The 20,410-nt window shown below is 72.1% G+C and carries 17 protein-coding genes; 16 read left to right on the top strand and 1 reads right to left on the bottom strand.

Annotated elements, in window-relative coordinates; genetic code table 11:
• Positions 1-183: 183 nt before the first annotated feature.
• From OG514_RS29235 to OG514_RS29165, 15 genes are all read left to right on the top strand, one after another.
• Positions 184-4,314, top strand: coding sequence for a DEAD/DEAH box helicase (locus tag OG514_RS29235; protein WP_266899947.1), 4,131 nt, complete (start codon positions 184-186; stop codon positions 4,312-4,314).
• Positions 4,311-4,949, top strand: coding sequence for a hypothetical protein (locus OG514_RS29230; protein WP_266899945.1), 639 nt, complete (start codon positions 4,311-4,313; stop codon positions 4,947-4,949). The genes OG514_RS29235 and OG514_RS29230 overlap by 4 nt, the downstream gene beginning before the upstream one ends.
• A 271-nt stretch (positions 4,950-5,220) precedes the next feature.
• Positions 5,221-6,372 (top strand): DUF6421 family protein, encoded by a 1,152-nt coding sequence (locus tag OG514_RS29225; RefSeq protein WP_266899943.1) that lies wholly within the window; start codon positions 5,221-5,223, stop codon positions 6,370-6,372.
• A complete protein-coding gene (locus OG514_RS29220; protein WP_266899941.1) occupies positions 6,365-7,501 on the top strand; it encodes a branched-chain amino acid aminotransferase in 1,137 nt (378 codons plus the stop codon). The genes OG514_RS29225 and OG514_RS29220 overlap by 8 nt, the downstream gene beginning before the upstream one ends.
• Positions 7,498-8,082 carry a bacilysin biosynthesis protein BacA gene (locus tag OG514_RS29215; protein WP_266899939.1) on the top strand — a complete coding sequence of 195 codons (585 nt, stop codon included), beginning with the start codon at positions 7,498-7,500 and terminating at the stop codon, positions 8,080-8,082. The genes OG514_RS29220 and OG514_RS29215 overlap by 4 nt, the downstream gene beginning before the upstream one ends.
• Complete coding sequence (locus OG514_RS29210; protein WP_266899937.1) at positions 8,082-9,338, top strand: MFS transporter; 1,257 nt, start codon at positions 8,082-8,084, stop codon at positions 9,336-9,338. The genes OG514_RS29215 and OG514_RS29210 overlap by 1 nt, the downstream gene beginning before the upstream one ends.
• Positions 9,323-10,483 carry a GNAT family N-acetyltransferase gene (locus tag OG514_RS29205; protein WP_266899935.1) on the top strand — a complete coding sequence of 387 codons (1,161 nt, stop codon included), beginning with the start codon at positions 9,323-9,325 and terminating at the stop codon, positions 10,481-10,483. Before OG514_RS29210 ends, OG514_RS29205 begins: the two co-directional genes overlap by 16 nt.
• Entirely contained in the window at positions 10,477-11,715 is a 1,239-nt protein-coding gene (locus OG514_RS29200; protein WP_266899933.1) for an acetyl-CoA carboxylase biotin carboxylase subunit family protein, read from the top strand. The genes OG514_RS29205 and OG514_RS29200 overlap by 7 nt, the downstream gene beginning before the upstream one ends.
• Entirely contained in the window at positions 11,712-12,800 is a 1,089-nt protein-coding gene (locus OG514_RS29195; RefSeq protein WP_266899931.1) for an aminotransferase class IV, read from the top strand. The genes OG514_RS29200 and OG514_RS29195 overlap by 4 nt, the downstream gene beginning before the upstream one ends.
• Positions 12,801-12,881: 81 nt before the next feature.
• On the top strand, positions 12,882-13,175 hold the full coding sequence (locus OG514_RS29190; RefSeq protein WP_266899929.1) for a ferredoxin family protein: 294 nt from the start codon (positions 12,882-12,884) through the stop codon (positions 13,173-13,175).
• A 22-nt stretch (positions 13,176-13,197) separates the two neighbouring features.
• Positions 13,198-14,748, top strand: coding sequence for a coproporphyrinogen-III oxidase family protein (locus OG514_RS29185; protein WP_266899927.1), 1,551 nt, complete (start codon positions 13,198-13,200; stop codon positions 14,746-14,748).
• 7 nt (positions 14,749-14,755) lie between these two features.
• Positions 14,756-15,037 carry an acyl carrier protein gene (locus tag OG514_RS29180; RefSeq protein WP_266899925.1) on the top strand — a complete coding sequence of 94 codons (282 nt, stop codon included), beginning with the start codon at positions 14,756-14,758 and terminating at the stop codon, positions 15,035-15,037.
• 1 nt (position 15,038) lies between these two features.
• A complete protein-coding gene (locus OG514_RS29175; RefSeq protein ID WP_266899923.1) occupies positions 15,039-15,614 on the top strand; it encodes an alpha/beta hydrolase in 576 nt (191 codons plus the stop codon).
• Positions 15,611-17,185: an amino acid adenylation domain-containing protein gene (locus OG514_RS29170; protein WP_266899921.1), complete on the top strand. Its 1,575-nt coding sequence runs from the start codon at positions 15,611-15,613 to the stop codon at positions 17,183-17,185. Before OG514_RS29175 ends, OG514_RS29170 begins: the two co-directional genes overlap by 4 nt.
• A gap of 14 nt (positions 17,186-17,199) precedes the next feature.
• Positions 17,200-18,573, top strand: coding sequence for a S8 family serine peptidase (locus OG514_RS29165; protein ID WP_266899919.1), 1,374 nt, complete (start codon positions 17,200-17,202; stop codon positions 18,571-18,573).
• A gap of 130 nt (positions 18,574-18,703) precedes the next feature.
• On the opposite strand, the gene OG514_RS29160 is transcribed toward OG514_RS29165, so the two are convergent.
• Positions 18,704-19,789, bottom strand: a complete 1,086-nt coding sequence (locus OG514_RS29160) for a branched-chain amino acid aminotransferase (protein ID WP_266899917.1) — start codon at positions 19,787-19,789, stop codon at positions 18,704-18,706.
• A gap of 115 nt (positions 19,790-19,904) precedes the next feature.
• On the opposite strand from OG514_RS29160, the gene acpS reads away from it, so the two are divergent.
• Positions 19,905-20,402: a holo-ACP synthase gene (gene acpS / locus OG514_RS29155; protein ID WP_266899915.1), complete on the top strand. Its 498-nt coding sequence runs from the start codon at positions 19,905-19,907 to the stop codon at positions 20,400-20,402.
• The last annotated feature ends 8 nt before the right edge of the window (positions 20,403-20,410 follow it).

The following is a 20,410-nucleotide window of genomic DNA, read 5'->3' as shown; positions in this document are numbered from 1 at the left end:
ACCTCCGTATACTGAGCGCGCACGTCTCATCACGTTATGTGTACGGAGGGTCCCCTCTTGGCTGGTCGTTCTCAGTCGGCCGAAGACATCCGCCGGTCCGTTCCCGCGGGAACCGCAGTGCGGCCCGCGTGGCACGAGCGGGCCAAGAGGGCTGTCGTGGCGGGCCGGTTCGATCCCGACGTCGTGTCCGAGGCGGAAAGCCTGGCACGGTCGGGACGGCTCACCCAACGGGACCTGCGGATGCTCCTCCTCGTGACCGACGACCACCCGGCCTGGCTGACCGCCCGCCGCCTCGCGGTCGAGGGACTCACGGACACGCCGGAGGTACCCCAGCAGATCCTCACGGCGCACGCGCAGCTGGAGTTCTGGCCCCCGCTGACGTACGACGAGTCCGCCGAGCACCTGCCGGACGGGCACGTCCTGCACACGGCGGCGGTACGACTCGGCCCCGGCGACGCCCAGGTGACCGGCCCGGCCCGGAGCGCGCCGACGCAGTCGCTCGCCCGCAGGTCCGCCGCCCATGCGATGCTCCACCGGCTCGCCGGGGTCGCGGGACCGGCCGGGGAAACCGCCGGCGGGCGGCTGACGTTGCCCGGCATGAGGACGGAGGCCTTCGAGGCGCTGCTGCGCACGCGGGTGTCGGCGGCCGGCGAACCGGGTGAGGAGCTGACGGCGGAGGTCGTCCGCAGGTCGGGATCGGCGCGGCTGCGGCATCGGGACGTCCATCTCCTGCTGTTCGGCACGCAGGGGCAGGCGTGGCGGGAGCTGCGCGTTCACGCCCTCCGCCTCGCGGCGCGGATGCAGTCCTCGGCGGCCACACTGCTGCGCTGGCACGCGGACGAACGGGGCGCGGAGCCCCGGCACACGGTGGTCGCGTCGGCCGGGGGATTCTCCTGCCGGTGGAGCTGGGACGGCGCCGACGGCCGTACCCTCGACGGCGCCGAGCGCACGGCACGCGACCGGCGGCAGGCCGCGCACCTCGGCGCGGTCGCCCTCCTGGCGGAACTCACCGGGCTTCCGGAGCCGGCGGAGGAGCGGGCGGCGGGCGACGGCGGCCCGTCCCGGTCGGTACGGATCCAGCCGGTGCCGACGGGCCAGGATCCGGTGAAGTACCTGAACAAGTACACCCAGTTGGAGGTCATCTCCAAGCCGGAGTCGACGTTCGCGACCGCGCCGAAGAGCGTCACGTGCACCTACACCTGCACGCTCGCCCGTACGGGCGCGGAGGTGTCCGTCACCCGCCGGGCGAAGGTGCGGGCGGACGCACGTCGCGCGGCCGCGTCCGCGCTGATGGAGGAACTGGTCGCTCTCGACGCCGAGTCCACTCCCCCGGCGCGGGTGGCGCGACCGTCCGCCGTGCCCCCGCCGCGGCCCCCCGCCGCGCCCAGCCCGCGGCCTCGGGCGGCGGGCGCCGCCGATGCCCGCCCGCCCGTACCGAGCCCGGTGCCGCGGGTCGGGATGAACGACGTCATCGCGGAAGCGCTCGCGGCCGGGTGCGCCGTCTCCTTCCTCCCGGCCGACAGCGAACCGGCCGGCTTACTGCTCCACCGGGCCGACGGGGCTCCCATGCCGGGCGTCGAGCTTCCGGCCCCGCTGTCACCGGCGCGCCGCTCGCTGCTGGTGCGTCCGGCTCCCGGGCCCGTACCGGTGGTGGGCTGGCGGGTTCCGCTGGCCCAGGCCGTCCCCGTACTGCTGCGCCGGGACCGGGCCGCCGGGTGGCATCCGACGGCGGCGGAGTGGGAGCACGCGGCCCGGCTCGGGCTCCGGACCGTCGCCGCGGGGCTCGTCCAGCCGGCGCTCACCCCGGAGGGGGTGGACCGCTGGCGCATGGGACCGCTGCCGGACGCCACCGCACGCGCCGCGGAGGACCTCGCCCGCCGTATGTCGCCCCGCGCCCATGCCGTGGCCGACGGAGGCCGGTATCCGGCCGCGGTGGACGCCGTGGCGTGGTTCCTCGACGCGCTGGCCGACACACTGCTGCGCCCTCCGGCCGCGGTCCTCTTCGGCACCGGCCCCTTCCTCGCGCCGACCGGCAGTCCGCTCCCCGAAGCGGAGGCCGAGCGGGTACGGCCCTGGCTGGACGCGGTCGAGGACCGGCTGAGCCCCGGACCACCGACCGGCCTCGTCGTCGAGTTCGCCGAACCGTCCGAGGAGGAAGCCACCGCCGGGCGACTCACCGGCCGCCTGCTGGTCGTGGTCGACCGGGACGAGCCGGACGGCGAGATCGCCGCCGGCCTGCTCGGCATCGCGCGGGATCCGGTGGCGGGCGTCGAGCCGTACCACCTGCGGGAGCGCGTACGGCGCCGCCTTGAGCGTGCGGCCCGTGGCTGCGCGGTCCTGAACGGACTGCTCTCCTCGCCCGAACGACTGGTGGCGGACACGTCCGGGATCACTCAACTCCTTGCCGCCGAAGCCGACTTGGCGACCGACGGTGTGGTGCTGCGGTGGCCGTCCGGTCTGCGCGACCTGCTGTCCGCCCATACGGTCGTCGGGACGGAGGACGCCGTCGGATCGGACGGCGATCCCGGCACCCGCACCGCCGGCGGCGCACCCCGCTTCAGCCTCCAGGCATTGCTCGACTTCCGCTGGCAGCTCGCACTCGGCGGCGACGTGCTGAGCGAGGCCGAGATGGACGCCCTCGCGGAGGCCGCCCGCCCCCTCGTCCGGGTCCGGGGCCGGTGGGTGCTGCTCGATCCCCTCACGGTCGCGCGCGTACGCCGTCGGGCGCTGGGCCCCCTCGCCGGGATCGACGCCCTCACCGCCGCCCTCACCGGCACCGTGAACGTCGACGGCCGGACGGTGCAGTGCCGGGCCGGCGGGAACCTCGCCGTCATCGTCGACATCCTGCGCCGGGGCGAGCACGCCGCCGCCGTTCCGGCCCCCGCCGGGCTCGATGCCACACTCCGCGCCTACCAGGCACGGGCACTCTCCTGGCTCGCGCACACCGGCGGGATCGGGTTCGGCGCCGTCCTCGCCGACGACATGGGGCTCGGCAAGACCCTCACCGCCATCTCGTACACCCTGCACCGGTACGAGAACGGGCAGCGCGGCCCGGTCCTCGTGGTGTGCCCTTCGTCGCTGGTGACCAACTGGGAGCGGGAGTTCCGTCGGTTCGCCCCGCAGCTCGATGTCACCGTCTACCACGGCACCCGGCGGAGCCTGGAGCTCGCCGGGGAGCGGACCGTCGTCCTCACCACGTACGGCGTGCTGCGACGCGACGACGAACTCGGCTCCCATGCCTGGGACCTGGTGATCGCGGACGAGGCGCAGCACGCCAAGAACCACGCCTCCTCCACCACCCGCCGTCTGCACGGACTCACCTCCGCCAACCGCCTGGCCCTGACCGGGACCCCGGTGGAGAACAACCTCTCCGAGCTGTGGACGCTGCTCGACTGGGCCAATCCCGGACTCTTCGGGCCGCTGAAGACCTTCCGCTCGCGGTACGCGGCCGCCGCCGAGCGCGACCCGGACGGTCCTGCCGCGCGCGCCCTCGCCCGGCTGATCGCGCCGTTCCTCCTGCGCCGCCGGAAGACCGACCCCCATGTCGCCCCCGAGCTGCCCGCGAAGGTCGAGTCCCGGCGGATCGTCGAGCTCACCGCCGAGCAGATCGCCCTCTACGAGGCCGTCGTCCGCGAGACGATGGAACAGCTCGCCCACTCCCCGTCCCTCGCCCGCTCCGGCCTGGTGTTCAAGCTGATCACCGCCCTGAAGCAGATCACCAACCACCCCGCCCACTACTGGGGCGAGGAACACCCGGGCCCGGCCCGGGTGGATGAGTTCACCGCGCGGTCGGCCAAGCTGGAAGCGCTCGCCGAGCTCGCCGAGACGATCACCTCGCGCGGCGAGGCGGCGCTCGTCTTCACCAGTTACGTGACGATGGGCCGACTGCTCACCGAGCACCTGACACACCTCGGCCATCGCCCGCTGTTCCTCCACGGCGGTCTGGACACCCGGCAGCGGCAGGAACTGGTCGACGCGTTCCAGGCGGGCCGCTCGCCGTTGTTCGTGCTGTCCGTCAAAGCGGGCGGCACCGGTCTCACCCTGACCCGGGCCAGCCACGTCGTGCACTTCGACCGCAGTTGGAACGCCGCCGTCGAGGACCAGGCCTCCGACCGCGCGCACCGGATCGGGCAACGGCACACCGTCACCGTCCACCGACTCGTCACCCGCGGCACGATCGAGGACCGGATCGACCAACTCCTCACGCACAAAAGGGCCTTGCAGGAAACGGTCCTGGGCACGGGCGACGCCGGAATCGCCCGGCTCTCCGACCGTGAACTCGCGGATCTCGTCGGCCTGGGAGGCTCGTCGTGACCTCCCCCGACCTCATCTCCGTACTGGACACCCACACCGAGCCGCCACCGGCGCCGCTTCCCGGGCTCGACGCGCTGCGCGCACTCGTCGCCGACGCGGCGCTCCGCGCGGCCACCCTCCTCGACGACGGCGAAACGGGCACCGGCGTCGGCACCGGCGTCGGTGGGGCCGGTGCCGAAGACACCGGGACCGACCGAGCCGACGGCGTCGACGACGTCACCGCGGACATCGCCCGCTTCGTGGCCCGGACCGGAGACACCCATCAGGAACGCGCCGCCGCCCAACTCGACCTGCCTGTCGGCCGGATGAGACTTCTGGCCACGGCCCACCGGTTTGGCGGGCGGCCCGGCGTCGCCACCTTCCTCGCGCCGCAGCCGGCCGATCCCGACCTGCTCGCCGCCGCCGAGCATGCCGTCCAGCCTCTCCGCCCCTCCCCCACCTCACCCGTGGAGCGCCACCACAACCACCTCACCGACGCGCCCGCGCGGGTCCAGCTGCGGTACGGCCCCGACCGCCTCTGGCACCCGTACGTGGAGCGCTACGGCACCTGGCAGCCGGCCGCCACGCCCCACCCCGACCCCGCCGTGGCGTACGGAGCGGCTCGTGCGGCGCTCCGCGCACCGTCGCGGAGATGACGACACGGCCGACGATGCGGCCCCGGCGCGCTCCGGTGCGCCCCGGCGCATCTGCGCAGGTCGACGAGTTGATGCCACGATCTTCAAACATCCATTGTTTCAAGCCGAGTTGGAGTGTTAGCGTCCCAGGCGACCGGCAGTGCTTTGACATAGGTGTGACGACGTAGGTGTGACGAACGGGGCCCACGGCTCCGTGTATGGGGCCATTGCTGTGGGGGGTGGAGTGGGTCCGCGTACCGTTGCCGAGCTTCTGGATTTCGAACGTCGAGTTGTGCCCGCCGTCGACCGTTTCCGCGAGGTGCGGAGCGGCGAGAGGGACGGGGATCCGATCGCGGCCCTCGACGAGGTGCGTGCAGCCGTCGAGGGGCTCTCGGGGTTCCTGTCGGACCGTCAGATATCGGCCACACTCGCCGACTTGGCGGTGTGGGCGGAGACCGGGTGCGAGGGCGTGCCGAACTTCGACGCCACCCGGGACGCGGTGCCCGCTCCCCAGGACGGTGAGGCCGCCGCGTACATCGGGCCGGTGATCCTCCCCAACAGCGACCGTCACGAGGTCCACATCGAGGCGTTCTCGGTGGTCCGGCAGGACCCCGACTGCACGCCGTACCTGCAGGACGTGTATCCGCACCCGAAGGCCGTCTTCCAGTCGACCCGGCTGCTCTCCGCCTCGCGGGGACTGCGCGAGGGCAACTGCGTGGTGTTCTTCCCCGAGAACATCCCAGCGGCGACACGGTGCACACACCAGAACTTCGCCTGGTTCTTCTTCAACCGGCACGTCGACATCTACGCCCAGACCCTGGCGATCACCGAGCGCCTGTGCGGCCCGTCTCCGTTCGCCGGCGACACCGGGCTCGTCTCCCCCGGGATCGACCCCGAGGACGTGTACCAGGCCAGGTGCGTCTGGGGCTACCTGCACGACTACTTCCACCACACCGGACCCCGGCCGCTCGACCAGCACCTGTCGCTCAAGACGAAGTGGCGGCCCGGGCTCCTGGAGGAGCTCAAGGTCGACATGAAGACGGCGATCGCCTGTTTCGAGGAGGACGTGCCGTTCGGTCCGGTCGTCTTCGAGTACGTCCTTCTGGAGCGGCTCTTCCGCTACCCGGCGCAGCCCGAGCCGCTGCGCAACTTCGACTCCGGTACGGGGTTCGCGCTGGGTACCTGGCTGGCCGCGCACGGGCTGTTCACGGAGGACGGGCAGGGGCGGCGCGCCCTGGGGGCCAAGGCGGAGATCGTGGAATGCGTCCGCGAACTCGTGCGGCGGATCGAGGAGATCGAGACGACCGAGGACGACGACGCCTACCGTACGGGCGCCGTGGACTTCCTCTACGGGACGCTCCTGCGGCGCCCGGAGAGCAAGCCCGACCGGTACGGCGGCCCGCTGGCACCGATCGGTCTGTGGGGTTCCGAGGTCCATGTCTGAGACACCCCCGTCCGCCGTGCCCGGCGCGCAGGTTCCGCCCGGCCTCGACCGGATCCTCCGGGACCCCGGCTTCTGCCGTCACTCCACCGGCCGTGTCTCCGTCGTGGAGTGGGAGTCCGGGAGCGGCTGGTCGGAGCCGCGGATCGAGCCGTACGACAAGCTGCAGATGGATCCCGCGACCCTGGGGCTCCACTACGGGCAGGCCGTCTTCGAGGGCATGAAGGCCTTCCGGGGCGCGGACGGATCGGTGTCCCTGTTCCGGGCGGCCGACCACGGGCGCCGTCTCGGGCGCTCGGCCGCGCGGCTGGCGATGGCCGAGATGCCCGTCGAGCTGTTCACCCGGGCCTGTACCGAGCTGGTCGCCGCGGACGAGCGGTGGGTGCCCGCCGGGTACGGGCAGAGTCTGTACCTCCGGCCGCTGCTGCTTGCCACGGAGGCCGAGATGGGGCTCCGGCCCTCGCGCAGCTACCGGTGCGTCTTCCTGGCCTACCCCGCCGACCCCTGCTTCGGGAGCGACTTCCGTCCGCTCGCGGTGACCGCCGCGACGGAGACGGTGCGCGCGGTGCGGGGCGGGACCGGCGAGTCGAAGTGCGCGGGCAACTACGCCGCGAGCCTGCTGACCAGGACCGAGGCCCAGGCCGCCGGGTACGACGAGGCCCTGTGGCTCGACGGTCTGGAACGCCGCTGGGTCGAGGAGCTCAGCACCATGAACGTCTTCTTCGTCTGGCGCGGCGAGGACGGGCCCCGGCTGACCACACCACCGTGCGACGGGACGATCGTGAGGGGCATCACCCGTGACTCGCTCCTCACCCTGGCCGACGACCTCGGCCTGCCGGCCTCCGAGGAGCCGACGTCGATCGACGCGGTCCGTGACGGGATCCGCTCCGGCGGCCTCGCCGAGATGTTCGCGAGCGGGACGGCCGGCGTCGTCGTCGCCGTGGGCCGGCTCGGCACCGGCGGCCAGGACCTCATCGTCGGTGACGGCAAGGAGGGCCCGGTGACCGAACGGCTCCGCACCGCTCTGCTGGACGTCCAGCACGCACGTACACCTGACACGCACGGCTGGCTGCTCCCGGTCACCGGGAACGCCGGAGCGGCCACGATCGAGGGCGAGGGACGACACGCATGAGCGACAGCACGGCGCTGAAGGCCGACCGTGACGGGACGCTGTCGGGAGTCACCAGAATCCACACCCTCGGCCCCTCCGGCACCAACCTGGAGAAGGCCGCGCACCACTGGTTCGCCGAGCGCGGGGTCGCCGGGACGGTGCTGCTCCACTCCGAGGTGGAGGACGGGCTCGACGTCATGGGCTTCGACGGGAGCGAGGCGATACTCGCCTGCGCCGTCTACCCCCGGCTGCACGACCTCGTGTTCGGTAACCTCCACCGTCTGGAGATGGTCGACAGCTTCATCCTCGACACCCACGACATGGTCCTCGCGGGCCGGTCGGACGACACCGACGTCCGTACGATCGTCTCCCACCCGGCTCCCAGCTGTCTGGTGGCCGACCGGGGCACCGTGTCCCTCGCGAGCAGCAACTCCCGGGCCGCCGCCCTCTGCGCGGCCGGTGAGTACGACGCCTGTGTGACCACGGGCCGGGCGGCCCAGGCCGAAGGACTGCGGGTCCTGGAGAACTTCGGGCCCGTCCCGATGGTGTTCACGCTGCACGTGGGCAAGGCCGCCACCGGCTCGACGACCGGGACGGTGTGATGCGCAAGACAGCCCGGACCACGGCCTCGCCGGTGCGGCGAGGCCGGCTCCCCGCCGCCTTCCAGGCGCTCATGGTGAGCGAGGCGGTGTCCTCGGCCGGTTCGCAACTGACCCTGGTCGCGCTGCCCGTGCTCGCCGCCGCCGACCTGAAGGCGTCCCCGTCGCAGATCGCACTGCTGAGTGGAGCGCAGTTCGTTCCCGTCCTCCTCGTCACCCCGTTCGCGGGCAGGCTGGCGGATCTGCGGGACCGGGCGCCGCTGCTCTACGCGTCCCACTTCGCGCGGGCCGTGGTCCTGGGACTGGTCGTGACCCTGGCCGCGGCCGCGTGGCTGAACTACGCGACGCTGTTCGCGGCGGCCGTGCTGCTCGGCGCGTTCACCGCGCTGTTCGACACGTCCCTTCTCGCGTACGTCCCCGACACGGTCGAGACCGAGGACCTGACACGCGCCAACGGGCAGTTGGCGGCCGTCAACGCGGTCTCGCAGACCGCCGGTCCGGCCATCGGCGGTCTGGTCGTCTCGGGCCTCGGCCCGGGTCTCGCCGTCGCCCTGGACGCCGTCTCCTATCTCTTCGGCGGGGCGGCTCTGCGGGCCCGCCAGAAGCCCTCGCGGAACCGGGCCACCCGGGAGAACGCCTCCATCCGCGCCGGGTTCGCCGCTGTCGCGGCGTCCGACCCGCTGCGGCGCCTCGTTGCGGCGGGCTCTCTGTTCAATCTGGCCGAACAGGTCGCCCTGAGCGTGCTGTTCATCGCCGTCGTGCAGGAGGCGGACCACTCGGTCGCGTTCCTCGGCTTCGGCTTCAGCGCGGCGGGCATCGGCAGTGTGATCGGCGCCAGGGCCACCGCGCGGTACGGCGGCGGGGACGGCGCCCGGTCCTGGGTGTGGGCGCTGCTCGTCTCCCAGGCCGCACTGCTCGCGGCGCTCTGGTCGCTGGGCTTCGGCGCCTGGGGGGCGGCGGCCTTCCTGGCGAGCATGCTCGTGTACGGCGCGGCGATGGCGTTCTACAACGTGCACTCCCTGACGAGACGTCAACTGGTCTCGCCCGAGGGAATGCTGGGCCGGGTGAACGCCGTGTACCGGACGTTCGCCTTCGGGACCATCCCGATCGGCGCGGGCGCCGCCGCCCTTCTGCTCCTCTTCACCACGGCCCCGGTGGCGGCCACCGCGGTCGCGGTGCTGAGCGTCGTCGCCACCTGGGTGCTGGCCAGGGGGACGTACACGACCGAGAGGCAGGACGAGGCATGGACGACACCCTGACCCCCTTCGTGGTGGGAGAGCGTTCCCACCTCGGGCCTGCCGGGACCGACGAATCGTGGCTGGACGAGGGCGGTTTCTACTCGTCCCGGCGCTGGACGGTCTCCCAGGAGGGCGACCGCGGCTTCGACACGGCGTATCTGGTCGGCCAGGACGGGGCGAGCGGCCGGACCGGTGGGCTCGTGCCCTTCCACACGGCGTCGGGCGGCGACAGCAACCCGCTGTACAACGAGACCACGCTCCTCGGGTACACCCCCGACGTACAGGTCCTCGCCGGATCGCGCACCGGGTACGACAACCGGCTGCTGATCGGCCCCGGCCTGTCCGAAGGGGACCGCGGCAGGCTCCTCGCCGCCCTCTGCGACCGCCTCCTCGATCGGGCCGAGGAGCGCGGCGCCGGACACGTCTCCTGGTGGTACCTGCCGGAGGACGAGGCCCACGCGCTCGCCGCGCTGCCCGGCTTCGCCACCGTCGCGACGCCCTGTCTGCCGACGGCCGTGGTCCGGCTGCGCGGTGCGGACTTCGCCGAGCACGTGGCGGCGCTGCCCGGTTCCCGGCGTTCGCTGGTGCGCCGTGACCTGAAGCGGCTGGCCGCCGCCGGCTATCGGTCGCGGAGCGTGGCGGCCGATCCGGCGGATCTGGAGCGGTACGCGCCGCTGGTCGTGCAGGTGCAGGCCCGGCACGGCGAGGAGCTGAGCGAGGAGGGCGCGATCCGCTATCTGCGCCGCTGTCTGAGCATCGGCGGTGGCGCCGAGGGTGCCGCGAGTGAGGACGTGGTGATCACCGAGGTGCTCGACGCCGAGGACAGGCCGGCCGCGTTCGCGCTCGGGATCGTCCACGGCCGCACCCTGCACATGCGGGTCTTCGGCTGCGACTACGCCGCCGGGCACGGCGCCTCCGGCGAGTACTTCGAGGCCACGGTGTACGGCCCGCTGCGGCTCGCCCTGGAGCGGGGGCTCGACGCCGTACACCTCGGGGTCACCTCGTACCGCGCGAAGTCACTGCGGGGTGCCGAACTCCGGGCGCGCCGCACCCTGTTCATGTCCCGCTCTGACCGGCGGCTGCCCGTTCCCGCTCCCGACTGGGGTTTCCTCGGGGACGACGAGCGGTTCCTCGCCGGAGCGTCGTCGGAGGTCCTGCCGTGCTGATCGTCGTCCAGCCCCTGTCGGCGGGGGTCCGGCTCGCCGCCCGGGTGGTGGCGTCGGGGATCCCCTGTCTGATCCCCACCCAGTTCCCCGAGTTGTTGCCGCCGGAGGTCGCGGCGGCCGCGACCGTCGTCGACTGGCATCCCGACCGGGGCGTGCCCGACCTGCTCCGTATCGTCGCGGAGTCCGGGGTGCGGCCCACCGGGGTCGTCGCGGGCTTCGAGTACGTGGTGCCGGAGAGCGCCGAGCTGGCCAGGGCGCTCGGGCTTCCGGCGCTGGGCGCGGAAGCGGCCGAGGCGGTGCGGCAGAAGGACGTGATGCGCCGGTGGTGCGCCGAGCGGGATGTCGCCTTCCCGCGCTCGGTGCTGGTGGAGGCGGGGTCCGCGGCCTCCTGTCCGCTGCCCTTCCCGGTCGTGGTGAAGCCCGTCGACTGCGGCGGGAGTCTGATGGTGAGCCTCTGCCGTGGCGAGGAGGAGTACGCGCGGGCCTGCGCGACCGTCCACGGCCCCGGCGAGGTGAAGTTCCACCCGAACCCGCGGCGGGCGGCCCTGGTCGAGGAGTACGTCGAGGGGCCGGAGTTCTCCCTGGACGGCTGGGTGGACGCCGGAGGGCCCCATCTGGCCAGTGTCACCACCAAGTTCCTCTCGGCGGAGCCCGACTTCTTCGAGATGGGTCATATCGCCACCGCCCCGGCGCAGTCGCCGCACGGCGTGCTCCTGGAGGACTTCGCCCGGCGGGTCGTGAAGGCCTTCGAGCTGTCGGTGGGGCCGTTCCACATCGAGACCCGGATCGACCGTGACGGGCGGCCGGTGCTGATCGAGGTCGGTGCCCGGCTCGCCGGTGACAACATCCCCGAACTCGTGCTCGCCGGGCCGGGGGTGGACCTGTGCGCCGCGGCGGCGGACGCCGCCCGGGGGCTGCGGCACGAGCCGGGGCCGCTGTCGCCGGTGAGCGCGGGCCTGGCGTTCGTCACCACCTCACGGCCGGGGCCGTACGCCGGGACGCTGACCGGTGTCGAGCCGTTCACCGGGGCCGCCGAGTTCCGCGACCTGGTCGCGGAGGCGGAGCCGGGCACGGTGCTCGACCCGGACGACATCTTCAGCAACCGGGTCGCCCGTATCCACTTCGAGGGAGCCCTCGACCGGGTCGAGCGTCTTGTCGCCTCGGTCATCGGAGACGTCGAGGTCGACATCGAGGGTGTCGTCCTCAAGGACAAGGAAGGTGTCCGCGCATGAGCAACGAACTGGTGGTCACACCCACCGCCACCCCCCGCCCGCGGCCGGAGGCGGACGGGTCGACCGCGCCGGTCCTCACCGATCACGCCTTCTTCATGCGGACCGGCAAGCGCCGTACCTGGCAGGGACTGACCGTGGCCGACCGGGACGCGATCCCGGCGCTGCGGCCCACCGCCGCCGCCGTGCTCGCCGGCCAGACGGTCGTCGACACGTTCACGGCGTACCGGACTGCGGACGGCACGGTCGCCGTGTTCCGCCCTGACAGCCACATCAAGCGGCTCAACAACGGAGCCCGTCGGCTCGCGCTGCCGCAGGTCGACTTCGACCGGGTGTGGACCTCCGTCCGCGCTCTGGTGGAGCTGGACCAGGGGTGGCTCCCCGAGACGCCCGGCGCGGCCCTGCACCTGCGGGCCGTACTCGCCGCCGACGGCACGGGCCTCGCCCCCTCGCCCGCCGACCACTGCCTCTTCTACGTCCTCGCCTGGGTCGCCGACCCGACCGGGTCGGCCGGGAAGCCGGTCCGGGCGATGACGCTCGACGGCTACGTACGGGCCTGGCCCGGCGGCACCGGTGACGTCAACGACGCCGGGTCCCTGGCGGCGGGCGTGGTGCCCGGTGAGGTCGCCGCCAACTACGGCTACGACCAGGTGCTGTGGCTCGACGGGCCGCAGGGCCGCTTCGTGCAGCAGATCGGGAACCTGAACGCCTTCTTCGTGATCGACGGGGTGCTGACCACTCCGGCGCTCGACCGTTCCGTCCTGCCCGGGGTGACCCGCGACTCCGTCGTCAAGCTGGCGCGGGACTCCGGGACACCGGTCGTCGAGCGGCCGGTGGAGCTGGCGGAGGTCCTCAAGGGCATCGCCGACGGCACCGTCACCGAATGTTTCGCCACCGGCACCGAGGTGGGCGTGGCGCCGGTGACCGGGCTCGGTCACCAGGGCGAGGAGTACCGGTTCGCCAACGGGGAGGCCGGTCCCGTGACCGCGCGGTTCCGGGGGCTGCTCGACGGCATCCACCGGGGCGAGGCGGTCGACCGCTTCGGCTGGATGCGCCGGCTGACCGAGATCGCGCCGGTCCACGCCTGAGGGCGTCACACCCCCTGTGACACGAACCGCGGCGGGAAGGTCACGACCGCCGGGAACACAGATCGCGGAGGTACCGAGAAGATGGCGTACGTCGTCACCGACGAGTGCATCGGCTGCAAGTACACGGACTGTGTGGACGTCTGCCCCGTGAGCTGTTTTCACGAGGGCCCCGAGATGCTCTACATCAACCCCGAGGAATGCATCGACTGCAACGCGTGCGTCGCCGAGTGCCCGCCCGAGGCCATCTGGGCGGACGTCGACCTGCCGGAGGACAAGCTCCAGTGGATCGAGATCAACGGAGAGATGAGCGCCAAGTACCCGGTTCTCCACGAGAGCCGGGGTCCCCAGGGACAGCCCTCCAGCCAGCCTTCCTGATCAGAGAGCGGGAGCCGAGGCCATGACGACCCACGTCGAGAACCCCTTCATGCTCGGGCTCGACTCGAACTTCTATCTGAAGGACGAGTTCGAGAGCCCCGAGAAGCGCACCAACGTCACCTGGTTCTACCCCAAGATCTGCGCCTTCCAGGACGCCCTCGACGACGAGTCGAAGAAGGCGGAGTACTTCTCCTTCCTGGACCGCCAGTCCCACCCGGAGCAGACCGACATCCTGCTCTACTTCCACATCCCGTTCTGCGAGGCGTTCTGCAACTTCTGCGCGTGCTTCAAGGAGTCCGCGGCGAAGTACCAGGGCGAGCGGCAGAAGCGCTTCGTCCAGGCGATGGTGAAGGAGATCGAGCGCAACGCCCGCTCGAAGTACTTCCAGGGGACGAAGATCAAGTACGTCCAGTTCGGCGGCGGTACGCCCTCCGCGCTCGAACAGGACTCCATGGCCACCATCCTGGAGGCCGTGCACCGCGAGTTCGACCTCAGCGAGGCCGACGGCATCTCCCTGGAGGGCAGCCCGCTCGGGCTCTCCAAGGACGGCTACATCGAGATGCTGAAGTCGCTCGGCATCACCCGCATCTCCTTCGGCGTGCAGACGCTCGACCCGGAGATCCGCAAGAAGCTCACCATCAAGGCCACCGTCGAGCAGGTCCACCAGACCGCCGAGAACATCCGCAAGGCCGGCATCCGGACCTTCGCGCTCGACCTCATGTACAACCTGCCGGGGCAGGACGACGAGGTCCTCGCCAAGGACCTCCAGGGCATCTGCGCCGAGCTGCGCCCCAGCTTCGTGCAGACGTACCGCTTCAACCAGTGGGAGGGCACCCGGCTCGACCAGCAGATCCGGGCGGGCAAGGTCGCCGACGTCAAGCCGTCGGGCGCCATCGAGCGCGAGCAGTACCGGCAGATCAAGGACGGCCTCGCGGGGTACGGCTACGACAAGCAGCTCCTGATCAACTTCTTCACCCACCTCGACGACCCGGGCGAGATCGGTCTCAACCACGCCTGCGGCGGCAACGGTTACCGCGCCAGCTACACCCTCGGGATCGGCCCCGCCGCCGAGAACTACATGGGCGAGCGCAGCTACCGGAACCACACCGACGTCGAGCGGTGGATGCGGGAGGTCGAGGCCGGGATCATCCCGATCGAGCAGGGCCGCATCTGCAGCGAGGACGAGGTCGAGAACCGGGTCATGGTCTTCTTCCCGGTCTTCGGGACGGTGCGGAAGGCGGACGTCGCCAACTTCGAGAAGTACCGCCGGGAGATCGACTGGCTGGTCGAGGGCGGCTACGCCGTGGAGACCGACGAGGACGTCACCCTCACGGAGGTCGGCCGCGAGAACGCGGGCAACATCGCCTTCCTCTTCTACTCCGACGAGGAGAAGGCGCGCGCCCGCCGCACCATGTACCTGTCGCTGAAGAACAAGCGCAACCCGTTCCACCAGGACGCGCAGAACATCCCGCGGACCCCGCTCTTCCTGCAGACCCGCCCGAAGACGCAGGACGAGGGCACTGCGGCGACGACGCAGGGCGAGGACACCGCCGCGGCGCCCGAGAGGAGCTGAACCGAGGGTGAGCGACCGCAAGACGCAGGCGGACATCGAGGACGACCTCCGGGGGGTCATCGCCGAGATCTTCCCGCACCAACGGGTCGAACTGACCTCCGGGACCCCGCTGTTCAACGGGGGGCTCTCGTTGAACTCGACCCAGATGATCGAACTGACCCTGGCCTTCGAGACGTTCTACGACATCGAGCTCGAACCGGAGCTGCTGACGGTCGAGAACTTCGCGACCCTGGGTTCGCTGTCCGAGCTGCTCGAAGAGCTCCTGGACGACGAGGTGTCCCCTGTCTGACGTGCGGATCGTACTGATCCACGGGAACGCCGGGGCGAGTGTCGAGGGCATCTGGTTCCCGTACTTGAAAAGGGAGCTGGAGGCCCTCGGCCACCAGGTCGTGGCCGAGACCTTTCCGGACCCCATCAAGGGCCGGATGCGGTACTGGCTGCCGTACCTGACAGACGTCATCCGGCCGGACGAGAACACGGTGATCGTCGGGCACTCCTCCGGCGCGCTCACCGCGTTCCGGTACGCCGAGACGGCACCGCTGCTCGGTACGTTCGCCGTGGCCGGTCACCACACCGACTGCGGTTTCGAACTGGAGCGCCGCAGCGGGTTCTTCGACCGGCCGTGGGACTGGGACGCCATCCGGGGCAATCAGCGTTTCATCGCGCAGTTCCACTCGAAGGACGACCCCTGGGTCCCCTTCGAGGTCGCCGAGGAGCTGCACGGTCTGACGGGCAGTGAGTTCACGGTGCTGGACGGCATGGGTCACTTCGGCTCGTACGACCAGAAGATGGACACGTTCCCGGAGCTGCTCGACGCGATCCGCCGTCGGCTCCACTCCTCTCCGACCCGGCAGGAGGACGGATGAACGGGTTCGCGGGCGGGGGCGGCGTGCCGCTCCTCGCCGACGAGGTCCTGGAACGCCGGTGCGAGAGCGACGACACGGCCGTGGTGGCGCTCGACACCGGCGAGGTGGTCTCGTACCGGACCCTTGCCCGCCGGACCCAGACGCTGACCGACCTTCTGGCCGGGCTCGGCGTGGGCCGGGGCTCCACGGTCGCCCTGGTGATGGACAAGTCGGTCGCCTCGGTGACGGCGATGTGGGCGGCGCTGCGGCTCGGGGCCCGGTACGTACCGGTGGACGAGTCGCTGCCCGCCGCCCGGGTCTCCCTGCTGCTGGGTCTGTGCCGGCCGACGGTCACCCTGGTCCACCCCGACTACCGGGGGCTGCTCGACGGGGCGCCCGCGGGGACCGTGGTGACCGTCGGGGCGGATTCCGGGGACCCGGGGTGGGACCCGGCGGCCGAGACCGACGCGCGCCCGGTGCCCCCGGCCGGCCGGAGCCCCGAGGACCACGCGTACGTGGTCTTCACCTCGGGATCGACCGGCTCCCCCAAGGGCGTCGTGATCAACCACCGCTCGCTGTGCACCCTCCTCGAAGGGGTGCAGAAGGTGGTCGGCTTCGAGGACGGCATGCGTTTCCTCAACGTGGCGCCGCTGTTCTTCGACGCCTCGGTCGTCGACCTCTGGTCGACCTTCCTGGTCGGCGGCAGCGTGCACCTGCTGCCCCGGCTGCGCATGCCCACGCAGATCACCCGGGCCGTCGAGGAGTGGCGGATCACCGACACGCTGCTCGTGCCCTCGGTGATCCGCATGCTGGTGGGCCGCTTCAGCGACGCCGGCCGCCGTGATCTCGGCTCTCTGCGGCGGCTCTGGTTCGGGGGCGAGTCCTGCCCGGTCCCGGTGCTGCGCGCGTTCGCCGCCACGGCGCCGGGACTCACGTACGTCCACGGGTACGGGCCGACCGAGACCACCCACAGCGCGACGCTCTTCCTCGTCGACGACATCGCGGGGTACGAGGAGGAGTTCCTGCCCATCGGTGGCCCCCTGCCGGGCGTCGACCTGCTCGTGGTCGACGACGAGCTCCGGCCGGTCCCGGACGGCGAGACCGGGGAGCTGCTCATCGGCGGACCTCAGGTGATGGTGGGCTACTGCGGCGAACCCGACCGTACGGCCCGGGCGATCGTGGAAGTGCCGGGCCCGGGCGGCGGCCGGTTCTACCGCTCCGGCGACTACGTCCGCCGGCGGGACGACGGCGCGCTGGTGTTCCTGGGCCGCCGCGACGACGCACTCAAGATCAACGGCAATCTCGTCCACCTGTCCGAGGTGGAGGCGGCGACGCTCGCCGTGACCGGGGTGACGGACTGCTGCGCGGTGCCGGCGGAACACCCCGTGACGGGGAAGGCGATCACGCTCTTCGTCCTGGGCCGGGGGGACGGGGCCGGTCCCGACGAGTCCGAGCTGCGCCGGGAACTGGCCCTCCGGCTGCCCGGCTACATGTTGCCGGCCCGGATCGACTTCCTCACCGACGAGGACGTGAACCTGACACCGTCCGGCAAGCTCGACCGGCACCGCCTGCGGGCACTCGCGAACAGCTGAAGGGAAGGCACCGCATGGTGGAGGACGAGCTCGCCCGCTTCGAGCGGCGCGGGGTGGTCACCGTCGTTCCCCGCTCGGCCTCCGGGCTCCGGCTGGGCGCCGATCCCGCCCTGCTGTCGCGCCACCCGGTGGAGGAGTTCCTTCCCGCCCCCGGGGTGGTCGACCGTCTCGCCGAGACGTTCACCCGCGAGGGACTCGCCGTCGAGGCGCGTACGGAGGTCGGCCTGACCGTCTCCGGAGACAACGCCCAGCTGACGCAGGTCTTCGGAGGCCCCGTCCTCCCGGTGCGCAACAAGTACATCCGGGGCTCCGTCCGTTACGAGCTCAAGGCCCCGCAAGCCCTCCGGTCGCGGCTGCACCCCGAGCTGATCGCCGAGGTGGGGGTCCCCCGCTCCGGCTTCGAGCTGACGGTGAGCGCCGCCCCGCCGCCGGCCCGTACCGACCGCTATCTGCGGCTGCCCGAGGACGCCGTCCGCGTGGCCGGCGCCGAGCCGCTGCACGTGGCCGGTATCAGGGGCGACGGGGTGCGGGTGGTGATGGTCGACACCGGGCTGTACGCCCATCCGCACCACCGCGCGCACGGCTACTCGACGTCCGTGGTGCCCGCGCTCACCGGCCTCGACCCCGCGGCCGACGAGCGGGGGCACGGCACCGCCATGTCGGCGCTGCTCCTCGCCGTCGCGCCCCGGGCGGAACTCACCATGGTCAAGATGGCGAGCGAGGCGTTCTCCTTCCCGCTGGCCGCGTTCCAACGGGCGGTGGGTCTGGAACCCGACATCGTCTCGTGCAGCTGGGGCACCCTGCGGGAGGAGCCGCATCTGCACCTGGAGGTCGCCGCCGCGATCCGGCGGGGCATCACCGTGCTGTTCGCCGCGGGCAACGGTTCCACCGATCGGCGTAACGCCATGTTCCAGTCGGTGGCCACCCCGGGCGCCCTGACGGTCGGCGGGGTCCACATCGGTCCGGACGGCGAGCGGCGCGCGTCCGACCTGGCGTCGAGCTACCGCTCGGCGGTCTTCCCCGGCCGGAGCGTCCCCGACTTCTCCGGCCCCTGCGGGACGATGCCGCACGGTGACTACATCGTCTTCCCGACCCAGCCCGGCTGTCTCTTCGACCGCCGGAACAGCGCCTACGACGGGACCGCCCCGGACGACGGCTGGCTGGTCTCCAGCGGGACGTCGGGTGCGACGGCGTACGCGGCCGGAGTGGTGGCCCTCGCCGTGCAGCAGGGGGTGGGCAAGGGCCGCGCCCTGCGGGCCGAGGACCTGGCGGACGCCTGTCTCCCGGTCACCGAGGGCGCCACCTCCACCGGGGACGACTGCGGGGGCGCGTGCCCGAACGAGGCGGTCGGACTCGGTCTGCTGACGGCGGGGAAGCACGGGCGCTGACAACGGGGAGGCGCGGGCGCGGACTGTGGGGAAGCGCGGCGGCTGACGGCGGGGCCGTGCGGGCGCCGGCGGACTCGCGGCCCGGGGCCGCACGGCTGTCGCCGTACGGCCCCGGCGTTCCACCGTCCGGTCAGACGAGGCGCCGCATCCACCCGTGGGGGTCGTCCGCCCGGCCGAACTGGATGTCCACCAGACGGCGGCGCAGTCGCATCGTCACCGAGTCCTCGGCGCCCGTGTCCGGGGCGACGACCTCGCCGTCGGTCCAGACGAGCCGCCCGACGGGGGTGACCACCGCGCCGGTGCCGCAGGCGAAGACCTCACGGATCGCGCCGCTCCGCGCGCCCTCCTGCCATTCGGTGATCTCGACGGCCCGTTCCTCCACGTCGAGCCCCATCTCCTTGGCGAGCGCGAGGATGGACGCGCGCGTGACGCCCTCCAGGATGGTGCCGAGTTCCGGGGTGACGAGGCGGCCGTCGTCCGTCACGAAGTACAGGTTCATGCCGCCGAGTTCCTCGACGTACCGGCCCTCGGCCGCGTCGAGGAAACAGACCTGGTCGCAGCCGTGCTCGCCGGCCTCCAGCATCGGGGCGAGGCTCGCCGCGTAGTTGCCGCCGCACTTGGCGGCCCCGGTCCCGCCACGTCCGGCACGGGTGTAGTCCGAGGACAGCCAGATCGAGACCGGCTTGATGCCGCCGGAGAAGTACGGGCCGACGGGCGAGGCGATGACCATGTACGTGACCTCGGCGGCGGGCCGTACACCGAGGAAGGCCTCCGAGGCGAACATGAACGGACGCAGGTAGAGGCTCTGTTCGTCGCCGGTCGGCACCCATGCCCGGTCGGCGCGGACGAGTTCGGTGACCGAGTCGAGGAAGGCGGGCACCGGGAGTTCGGGCAGGGCGAGGCGCCGGGCGGAGCGCGCGAACCGCTCGCCGTTGGCCTCCGGGCGGAACGTCCAGACCGATCCGTCGGCGTGGCGGTACGCCTTCATGCCCTCGAAGATCTCCTGCGCGTAGTGCAGGACCGCGGCGCCCGGGTGCATGGGGATCGGGGCGAACGGAACCACGGCGGCGTCGCTCCACCCGCCGCCCGCCGTCCACACGGCGCGCGCCATGTGATCGGTGAAGTACTGGCCGAACTTGGGGTCGGTGAGAATCTCGGCGCGCCGCTCGGGACTCGTGGGGGCGGGGTTGGGCTGAAGCGTGAACCGCAGACTCATCGCGGGGACCCTCTCGGTCGGCGCTCGGTGACGGCGCGCGCGTACTCCATCATGGGTGACGGCTCGGCACCATATCGGCCGATCGCCAGACGGAGCAAGAAAGTTGGATCTTGGCATGATGATCGGTTCGGTGGACGGCGGAGCGAGCGTCGAGAGGGTCGGCGAAGGACCCGGGGTGACCGGCGGGGCCGTCGGCGAGGCGGCTGCGGCCGCCGCGCGCGAGCTGGTCGGCAGAAGGGTCCTCGGCGTGGGTACGGATCTGGTGGAGGTGGACGAGATGCGGGCCGTCCTCGCCCGCCAGCCACGGTTCGCCGCCCGGGTGTTCACGACCGGCGAGCGCGCCTACTGCGACATCCCCGCCGACTCGGCCGAGCGCTACGCCGTGCGCTTCGCCGCCAAGGAGGCGGTGCTCAAGACGCTGGGCGTGGGGATCACCGGTTCGGTCCTCACCGAGATCGAGGTGCTGCGCGCCCCGTCCGGGAGCCCGTCCCTGCGGTTGACGGGCCGGGCCGCGGCCCTGGCCGAGGAGGCGGGGATACGGTCCTGGCTGATCACCCTCACCCATACCCGTACCTTGGCCCACGCCTTCGTGGCGGGACTCCACGACGACTGAGCCGGAGG

The organism is Streptomyces sp. NBC_00572, from assembly GCF_026341815.1.
Lineage (GTDB): Bacteria > Actinomycetota > Actinomycetes > Streptomycetales > Streptomycetaceae > Streptomyces.
The sequence above is the reverse complement of the archived record's forward strand: the minus strand, read 5'-3'. Positions and strand labels throughout refer to the sequence as shown.